Source organism: Gelidibacter sp. (assembly GCF_035515035.1).
Classification (GTDB): domain Bacteria; phylum Bacteroidota; class Bacteroidia; order Flavobacteriales; family Flavobacteriaceae; genus Gelidibacter.
On the sequence record NZ_DATJCA010000181.1, the window covers coordinates 1 to 9,394 of the forward strand.

Annotated in this window: 11 protein-coding genes and 1 pseudogene; all 12 read right to left on the reverse strand. The window is 40.6% G+C overall.

What is annotated here, in order from left to right:
- Window positions 1–817, reverse strand: a pseudogene (locus VLZ86_RS15980) (heavy metal translocating P-type ATPase); the annotation flags it as partial.
- Window positions 818–879: 62 nt separating this feature from the next.
- Window positions 880–1,086, reverse strand: a complete 207-nt coding sequence (locus VLZ86_RS15985) for a GDCCVxC domain-containing (seleno)protein (protein ID WP_325453238.1) — start codon at window positions 1,084–1,086, stop codon at window positions 880–882.
- Window positions 1,086–1,715, reverse strand: a complete 630-nt coding sequence (gene merTP / locus VLZ86_RS15990; RefSeq protein ID WP_325453240.1) for a mercuric transport protein MerTP — start codon at window positions 1,713–1,715, stop codon at window positions 1,086–1,088. The genes VLZ86_RS15985 and merTP overlap by 1 nt, the downstream gene beginning before the upstream one ends.
- 64 nt (window positions 1,716–1,779) lie before the next feature.
- Complete coding sequence (locus tag VLZ86_RS15995) at window positions 1,780–1,956, reverse strand: hypothetical protein (protein ID WP_325453242.1); 177 nt, start codon at window positions 1,954–1,956, stop codon at window positions 1,780–1,782.
- A 9-nt stretch (window positions 1,957–1,965) separates the two neighbouring features.
- The gene (locus VLZ86_RS16000) at window positions 1,966–3,282 is read right to left on the reverse strand and encodes an APC family permease (RefSeq protein WP_325453244.1); all 1,317 of its coding nucleotides are present in this window, start codon (window positions 3,280–3,282) and stop codon (window positions 1,966–1,968) included.
- A gap of 81 nt (window positions 3,283–3,363) precedes the next feature.
- Window positions 3,364–3,801, reverse strand: coding sequence for a Fur family transcriptional regulator (locus VLZ86_RS16005; RefSeq protein ID WP_325453246.1), 438 nt, complete (start codon window positions 3,799–3,801; stop codon window positions 3,364–3,366).
- A gap of 36 nt (window positions 3,802–3,837) precedes the next feature.
- Window positions 3,838–6,366, reverse strand: a complete 2,529-nt coding sequence (locus VLZ86_RS16010; protein ID WP_325453248.1) for a heavy metal translocating P-type ATPase — start codon at window positions 6,364–6,366, stop codon at window positions 3,838–3,840.
- Window positions 6,363–6,725, reverse strand: a complete 363-nt coding sequence (locus tag VLZ86_RS16015; protein ID WP_325453249.1) for an STAS/SEC14 domain-containing protein — start codon at window positions 6,723–6,725, stop codon at window positions 6,363–6,365. Before VLZ86_RS16015 ends, VLZ86_RS16010 begins: the two co-directional genes overlap by 4 nt.
- A 44-nt stretch (window positions 6,726–6,769) precedes the next feature.
- Window positions 6,770–7,192: a Fur family transcriptional regulator gene (locus VLZ86_RS16020; RefSeq protein WP_325453251.1), complete on the reverse strand. Its 423-nt coding sequence runs from the start codon at window positions 7,190–7,192 to the stop codon at window positions 6,770–6,772.
- A 15-nt stretch (window positions 7,193–7,207) separates the two neighbouring features.
- Window positions 7,208–7,546: a P-II family nitrogen regulator gene (locus VLZ86_RS16025; RefSeq protein WP_325453253.1), complete on the reverse strand. Its 339-nt coding sequence runs from the start codon at window positions 7,544–7,546 to the stop codon at window positions 7,208–7,210.
- Between the two features lie 118 nt (window positions 7,547–7,664).
- Window positions 7,665–8,882: an efflux RND transporter periplasmic adaptor subunit gene (locus tag VLZ86_RS16030; RefSeq protein WP_325453255.1), complete on the reverse strand. Its 1,218-nt coding sequence runs from the start codon at window positions 8,880–8,882 to the stop codon at window positions 7,665–7,667.
- A gap of 16 nt (window positions 8,883–8,898) precedes the next feature.
- The coding region (locus VLZ86_RS16035) for a TolC family protein (RefSeq protein ID WP_325453257.1) at window positions 8,899–9,394 on the reverse strand (496 nt) is incomplete at its 5' end.

Genomic DNA, 9,394 nt, shown 5'->3' on the forward strand with positions numbered 1-9,394 from the left:
GCGTGTAGATTCTTGCAAACTTTCTGATAAACAGTTCGGTTTTTGATTTACGAGCTGTTGCATTCTGCACCATATCAAGGATACGCGCAATAGAACTATCCTTAAATTCTTTGGTCGTTTCAATCTCAATAACGCCATCCAGATTGATGCTTCCCGCAAAAACCTTTTCGCCTTTTGCAATGGTATCGGGTTTGCTTTCGCCTGTCAAGGCTGCGGTATTGAATGAGCCTTTGTCGGAAAGTAAAATACCATCCAAAGGAATTTTTTCGCCTACACGAACTTGGACTTTTTCGCCAATTTCAACGGTTTCGGGATTTACGGAAACATAATTGTTGTCCCGATAAACCAAAGCTTCATTAGGTCTTACATCGAGCAAGGCTTTGATATTGCTTTTAGCTTTATTGACTGCTGCATTTTGGAACAATTCGCCAACCGCGTAAAATAGCATTACTGCAACGCCTTCGGGATATTCGCCAATGGCAAATGCTCCGATGGTTGCGATGGACATCAATAAAAATTCGGTAAAGAAATCGCCGTTTATGATGCTGTTCCATCCTTCCTTCATCACAGGAAAACCTACTGGAAGATATGCTACGGCGTACCAAACAATGCGTATCCAATCTTTGAAGAAAGCCACATTAAAGTAATCCATCGCAATACCAATAATCAGCATCGTAAAACTGAAAATTGCTGGTAGATAGGTCTTAAATTTTCCTACACTTTCTGGGTCGCTATGACTATGGCCATCGTCGTGGCTGTGTTCTCCTTTATGTTCTTCGGTATTGATATCCCGAAGATTTTGTTTTTTCTTGCTCATATTTCTTCATTTATTATTGAATTACTACTTTTTTAGCTTATAAAACTCGTATATTCTATAAGCTAACAACAACTTTTACTTTGCTGGATTGGTGGGCAAGGAACTGTACCGTATGAACAATAAACACAACAATCTCCATCTTTTGGTTTGAGAACCGTCTTGCAATTCTCACATTCGTAAAAGAATTGGCAAGCATTTGTAGGCATCTCTTCTACTTTTTTATGTCCACAAATTGGACAGGTGATTTCCGATTCTAACTTGACTTCCATTAGTTTTCTTTTTTGTCGGTTACTTTATAACCTGTTGAGTTAATTACTTTCTCAATTTCCATTTCATTAGATTTGGTCCTGTCAAATTCAATGATGGCGTTTCCATTTTCGTAGGACGCTTTTGAGTTTACAATTCCGTTGAGTTTATTTACTTCGTGGATGACGTGCTCTTCACAACTTGCACAGGTCATTCCCTTGATTTTAAATTCTGTTGTTTTAATATCCGCTTTGTCAACTACGATTATTTGTTTTTCTGTGTTTGGGTAAAAAATTCCTGAATAGTATGGAAAAGCCAACATTACAATTGCAAAGCCGGTTACGATTACCAAAAAAGTTTTTGACTGTATGAATTTTGGTTTCCCTGTCTTGCCGGCAGGCAGGTCGTCCGCATCGCATGCACAGTCAATTTCCTTTTGAGTTCCGATAGCTATCGGAATCAGTTTTTGATACCAAGCAAAACCAAGAACTAAAATGGTCAGTCCTATTAAATAAGGTCTAAATGGTTCTATCCAAGAAAATGTAGAAGCAATTCCGCTTGTTCCTGCAATGAGTGCCAACACAGGTGTAATGCAGCATAATGAAGCTGTAATAGCGGTGAGCAATCCTGTTCCAATTAATTTATTTTTCATTAGAATTATATTTAACAATTACAAATGTGCGACATAATACAGTGCAATGGAGGTGCAATAATTTCTAACCTCTCAAGTCATAATACCATTCTTCTGCGCTTATGATTCCTTCTGATAGAGCCTCTTCTGCTGAAATATCCTTTTTTTCAATAAGCTTTTTAGCAAAGGCCAGAGCTTTTGCACGTACCACAGGATTTAAGGCGTCAAGGTCAGTTTTAAAATCTTCGAACATCCAGTCCATAGCATTAATTTAGTGGTTGAACAATTCATTTTCTTCTATGCCTTCTACCTCTTTTCTGGGTCTTTTATCCAAAAAATAATCGAGTATTATCCCCACTATTATTGCACCGACGAAAGCGACGTAAACCACCCCTTCATATTGAATTATTAAGGTTAGGCTAACCAGTATGGCCAAAATGGGCAGTACCGGAACCTTGCCAATTGACAATGGTACTCTAAAAGGTCTGTTCTGTTGCGGTTCTCTAAAACGTAAAACAATGAGGGCAATATTTACGGCTACAAACACAAGCAACGCACCTAATGAAGACATCCCAGCGACAATTTTTATATCTCCCAATAGCAAAAAACAACCCACCGCAGCCATAACCACAATTGTGGTTACCCAAGGTACTTTTTGTGCATTTACTTTGGTCATAAATTTTGGAAGTTCGCCCACGACTGCCATTCCGAACAATAACCTACTTATGGAAATGATACCGCTAAACGCAGCATTCGCTGTAGCAAAGAGTGCGGCAACCGCCAAGACTATTGGTAGCCACTCGTTAAGGTTGGATGCCGCCAAGGACAATGGCGAATCTACCTTTGAAATAGCTAAAGGATCGGCTATGTTGAGTACCGTAAAAGAAATGAGTAAATAGAAGATGGTGGTAATAACCATTGTCAACAAAAAGGCGCGAGGAATGGTTTTTCCTGGGTTTTTAACCTCCGAACCTAAAGATGCCATATGCTCAAAACCTGTATAGACAAAAAACAAAGTCGCCGTGGCCGCAAGTGTCCCAGAGAATGAGTTTATTTGAAAAATTTCAGCTTTTGGCAGGCCTGTTTCTTTAAGGCCTATAAAAATAAGAATGAGCAAACCCAACAATTGGATACTGACCATTATAATATTTGCAGTAGATGATTTCTTAATTCCTGTAACACTTATCAGGGCAAGCAGCAGCAGTACACCATAGCTTATCAATAATCCCGGTACTTCAAAAAAGGTATTGAAATATCCCGAAAATGCCAATAGTACGGCTGCAATTGTTGCAGAGCTATGGAAAGCAACGGTCCAACCCGTAAGGAAGGAAGGAATGTCGATTTTTGGAAATGCTTTCCTTACAAATATAAATTCCGCACCAGCATTTGGGTAGGTAGATGATAATTCGGCATAGGACATTGCAGAAATACTGGCTGCAACTGCTGCAAAAATAAAGCTCAACCAAAGGTCAGTTCCTGCCTGTCCAGCTGCCGCGCCAATAACGGTATATATTCCTGCGCCCACAATTGTGCCAACGCCATAAAACGTAAGTCGAAGCGTACCCAAGGATTTTTTTAGTTCTACCATAATATTTTTTAAGTTAGAGAAGGTGGAAGAAACCTGAACCTGACCATTGGGCGCAAGGGTTCAGAGTTCTGGAACTCCCACCTAATATTTTTGCCTGCATTTCTCACATACGCCTTTCAATACAAGGTTCACATTGTTTATTTCATAATCGTTTGGCAAGCTGTCTTCCGATATTTTATTTGGTAAACAGATTGTTTTCTTACAACCGGTACAATGAAAGTGCATATGTAAATCTGTACCATATTTACCTTTGGCATTTTCATCAGAAATCGCATATTTTGCCACTCCGACTCCATCATTAATCTGATGAATTAGCCCTTTATCCTCAAAAATCTTTAGGCTGCGATAAAAGGTAGTTCTGTTTGCTGTTTTATTGGTTTCGCTCTTTTGAACAAAGGTCTTCTTCAAATCGGTAAAGGACACGGCACTTTGTTTTCTTTTCAGGAACTTGTATATCTTCGACCTCATTTGAGTAGGTCGAATACCGTGATGTGACAATATTTTTTCCGTTTTGGTCATTTTAACCTTTTCAAAACCAACCCTTTTTTATTAAATTTATTTTTTATATGCCAAAAGTCGCAATGCATTGAATACCACCAGAAGGGTAGAACCTTCGTGTATCACAACGGCAATACCAATATTAGCCCAACCAAGTATAGTAGCTGGAATAAGCAGGGCCACAATACCAAGACTTACCCAGAGATTCTGCTTTATGATTGTTTTTGCCTTCCTGCTCAGGCCTATGGCAAAGGGCAGGGTCTCCAATTTATCGGCCATTAGGGCAATGTCCGCAGTTTCCAAGGCCACATCACTACCCGCTGCGCCCATTGCTATGCCAACGGTACTGTTCGCCATTGCAGGGGCATCGTTCACACCGTCGCCTACCATTGCGACTTTGGATTCCTGCTCTTTTAATTTTTTAATGGCATCAACTTTTTCCTCCGGTAACAGGCTTCCCCAGGCATCGGTCAACCCAATTTCTTTAGCAACGGCATCGGCAACCTTTTGATTATCCCCGGTTAGCATTATCATCCGCTTGATACCGATTTCCTTTAATTTTTTAAGTGTTTCCTTGGCAGCTTCCCGTGGGGTGTCCATCAAGGCAATAATACCGATGTATTCTTGATTTCTGCGAATAAGCATCGTGGTATTTCCGCCACCTTCCAACTCTCTAACTTTGGATGTTACTTCTTCGGATGGTTTATCGCTGTCCAAATCTTCATATAGGGCAAGATTGCCAACATAGATTTGGTCATTTCCCAAGGATGCTTTAATACCTTTTCCAAGAACGGCTTCCAATTCTGATGCATCGGGAATTTCAGTACCTTCCAAACGTTCCTTTCCATCGCGAACCACGGCTCTGGCCAAGGGATGGTCGCTCAAGTTTTCAACAGCAACTGCTATTTTTAGTAGTTCGTTTTCTTCAATGTTTCCAAGCGGCACGACCTTGGTAAGTTTGGGTTTTCCTTCAGTTAGTGTGCCTGTTTTATCAAAAGCAATCGCGGTCAATTCGCCTAAATCTTCAAGTGGACGACCACCTTTTATAAGTACACCGCCCCGTGCTGCCCGTGCCACACCACTCAATACCGCACTCGGAGTCGAAATTGCCAAGGCACAGGGACTAGCGGCAACCAGTACGGCCATCGCCCTGTAGAAGCTTGCGCTGAAAGGTTCATCTATTACCAAAAAGGCAAAGAGCAGGATACCAACCAGTATCAGTACGGATGGCACAAAGTATTTTTCAAATTTATCTGTCAGAAGCTGCGTAGGCGACTTTTGGGTCTGTGCCTCGTTGACCAGTTTGACCAGTCTGGATAGGGTAGAATCCTTGGCTTCTTTGATGACCTTTATTTCCAACGTGCTATTACCGTTGATAGTTCCAGCAAACACGCGGTTTTCGTCCTTGATATCATCGTCTGGCGAATAGTCCCTGCTCGTATCTTCCACGGGAAGTTTGTCCACGGGTACACTTTCCCCGGTAATAGGTGCCTGGTTTACACTGCTTTTTCCATTGACCACGACGCCGTCTGCGGATATTTTACTATTGGGCTTGACTACTATAATATCGCCAATAGTCAATTCCTCAATTCCAACTTCTTCGGTCTTACCATCTTTTTTGAGCAATGCTGTTTTTGGTGCAAGGTCTGCAAGCGCGGCAATGCTTTTTCTTGCCTTGTTCATTGCATAATGTTCAAGGGCGTGCCCCAAACTAAACAGGAACAGCAACAAGGCACCTTCTGCCCATTCGCCCAGAGCAGCGGCACCGATGGCGGCAACCAACATCAAGAAGTCGATTTCAAAACCACCTTTGGCCACGGTTTGTATGGCCTCTTTCGCCGTAAAGTACCCTCCAAAAAAGTAAGCACCGATGTATAGGGATAAGCTGACCCAATCCGGTATTGATGCTACGTAAGAAAGCCCGAACCCGATACCGAGAAGTGCCCCACAGATAATGGAAAAAATAAGCTCCGTATTTTTACCTAAAATCCCACCGTGGGCGTGCTCTTCTCCTTCCTCGTGGGTCTCGCCCTCCTTGTGCTCGTGGCCCTTTGTGGAAGTTTGCTCTTTAGTATCTTCCTTCTTTGAACGTTCCTGTTTTTTTTTTTTTTTTTTTTTTTGATTATTTTCGTTTGAAGAACTTCGCTGAACCTGAAGGTCTTCCTTTTCAATTTGTTTGCTTATTTCATCAAAATTTGTTTGCTTTTTATCAAACTCAAGTCGTACCATTCCAGAGGCCGAAACGGAAGCCTCCAAAACCCCATTGATTGCCAAAAGGCTTTTCTCTATGGTGCGTGCGTGCCTTGTATGTCTGATTCCTTTAACCTCTATGAGCAAATGCCCGTATTTTTCGGTAATCTCGGCACCTGTCCGTTCTGCGAGAGATTGAATGCGGTCTATGGAAATAATATCGGGGTCATAATGAAAACAGAGCTGTGGCGTGGCATCTTCTTTTGTATCGGCAACGTGCACTTTTTCAATACCCTCTTTAGCCTGTAGTTCTTGAATAAGCCTTTCAACACAATTATCTTTTTCGTTTGGAACTTGCGGTAGGATAACTGGAATTTTTAGTTGTATTTTTTTCATTTTTTACTATTTTTTTTTATCCATTCTTTGGCATCGTCTTTTTCTTCTGGCTTATAAAATTTTATATGAGCTTCTGAAAAAGGAAGCAATGCCTCGGTAAATTGCTCCTGCCATTTAACGCTACCCACTAAGGCAACACGCTTTAAATGCGTTTCATTCGGAAGATTTAATTCAATTCCCTTCCAATATGCGTTTGCCGTCCAGCCTTCAAAATTATGCATTTCGATGTACCAAGAAACTTCCTGATATGCAGTTATATGTTCTGTTAAGACCGGTATCAAGTTTTCATAATCCTTGGCATCCAGCTTATTCTCTGCCACCATATATACAGTAGCCTCTTTTTTATAGATTGTTATCATTGCTCACTATTTATAAATGATAATTGAATTTAAAAACCAAACGTTTAATCCAGATTGTCGCTGCATTTTTCGCAAATGCCCTTTACCACCAAGTTGATATCCTCGGTAATATAGCCATCAGGTAAGTTGATATGGGGGATTTTATGCTCTGTTAAACAGACCGTTTCATTACATTTGTTGCAATGAAAGTGTAAATGAAGGTCGTTGCCGACCTCGCACTCACAATTTTCTTCGCAAAGGGCATATTTTATAACACCTGTCCCATCCTCGATTTGATGTACAATACCTTTTTCTTCAAACGTTTTTATAGTTCTAAACAGAGTGCTTCTTTCACTGACCTTAAAATCCTTTTCCAAATCGCCAAGACTGATGGCCACCTTTAATTCCGCCAAACGTTTATAAGTCATCAAGCGCATAGCCGTAGGTCGTATCCCTTTGCTTTCCAGTAGTTGGACTATTTTTTCCATTTGTACTAAAGTGTTTTATAGGTCGTACCGTTTTAAGGAATCTCCAGTCTTAATCTGAAAGGCGTCTTCAATATCCGACAAATAAATAATGCCGTCAGCAGGTTCTTCGGTTTTGGCGTTGGCTATAATTGTGTCAATAGCCGCTTGGGCTTCCTCATTTTGACAAACCAATTCCAGCTTGACCACAGGACTATTTGTCACGTAAAAATCCAGCGATGGTCTTGCTCCTTTAGCCTTAAATGCTCCCGTACCTTCTGCTTGTGAAAGGGTCATACTTTTAAATCCATTATCTGATAGTGCTTCAATGACTCTTTGGATTCGGTTCGGTTTTACAAATGCTTTTATTTCTTTCATAATATAAATTTTTAAACTTGTATTAATAGATTTTGAACCGAGCCTGTTTTCTAATTTTTAACTAACTAAATTAAGACGATAAACAAACCCGGAATCAAAACCTTTGATTATTATTGAATTAATGTCCGTGCTCCAGTTCGCCTTTAATCATTTCCGAAGACAGGTTATAAGCTCCTTTGATGACAACTTTGGCATCCTTTGAAACTTCGGCAGGAAGATTGACTTCAACAAAGCCTAAATCAGTAATACCGACCGTTACGGATATCATTTTAAATTTCATTTTGCCCGCTGCCATTTCTTCATCTTCATCCAAAATGAAAATGAATGATTGCTCGCCTTCTTTTATAATGGCAGCTTCGGGGACGGCAAAACCCTTTTTCTCGCCCTGCACTATTCGTCCTTGTACGTACATACCCGGCAATAGGTTTTTATCCTTGTTTTCAATATCTGCCAGAACTTCCAAGGCTTTTGGGTCGGTGTTGAAGGTTTTACCCACAGACCGAACGGTTGCTTTAAGCAGTTCACCTGGACGAGAGGCCGTTGAAAAATATATCTGTTGCCCTTTCTTGATTTGCTTTATGTCCTTCTCATATATTTTGAAGTTGACATAAATCTTTGAATTATCGCTTATTGAGAACATTTTGGATTGTTGCGCCACGTAATCGCCAAGGCTAATCATTACTTCATCCACATAGCCACTTATGGGTGTGGTAATGGGAACAGCGGAATATATTTGGCCTTCAGCTACTTTGTCAGGATTGATGCCCAACAGTCTCAATTGGGACCGCAAACCATTGACGCTGGATGTTGTGGAACGAAATTTTGACTGCGCCATCTGGAATTCCTTTCCAGAAGAAACACCATTATCATAAAGGGTCTGCTTACGTTCAAAGTCCTGTTTCAAAAAGACCAGTTCATCATTTTTTTCCTGATAATCTTGTTGCATTGCAATGATATCAGGGTGTTCTATATATGCCAACACCTGTCCTTTGCTTACGTTATCTCCGGGTATTACTTTTATGGAACTCACATTTCCACCAACAAACGGACTGATGTTCGCCTTGTCCTGTGGGAAAAGCTCCAACGTACCTGTTACTTTAATGTTGTTCCCTAAATTCCGTTCCTCCAAAGGTTTCATTTCCAAACCGATGGTTTCGGCCTGTTGTTTTGTAAGTTCGACAACGCCTTCTTCCTCGCCGTGCGCATCTTCTCCACCAGATTCGGTTTTTGATACGCCTTCAGCTTCGTTATGTCCAAGTTCAGATTTTTGGGCATCATTACAACTCATAAACATAAGTGTAAATAGTACGGTACTTGCTAATAGTATATTCTTCATTTTTATTTTTTTAATATTATAGATTGCCTAACTGATATTGTACCTCAATAGACTGCTGGTTATACTGATTGATGTATTGTAAATGGGTTTGTTTAATGCGGATGGCACTATTGAGAATGGTGATGTAATTGACATAATCTATTTCGCCCTCTTTAGAAGCCAGTTCCGCAGTGGTAATTTGTTCATCTGCCAAAAGCAATGCGCCTTCTTCGTAATACTGCAATATGTTTTTCGTTTTATCAAGTGATTTGAACAATTGCGACACCCTGCTTTCGGTTGTTACCTTTTGCTCCAAATATTGACTCTCTGCTACCATTACATCTGCCTTGGCTGCCTTGACTCTTGACTTCTGCGGAAAAAACCATAACGGAATACTAATACCTGCTTGATAGGTATTAAACCCTGAAACATCATCCACAACCTGCCTACCATACGATAAACTGAATTTTGGTAGGAATTGCGATTTTTCAACGCCCACATTTGCTTTACTTACTTCGGCATTCTGCCACGCA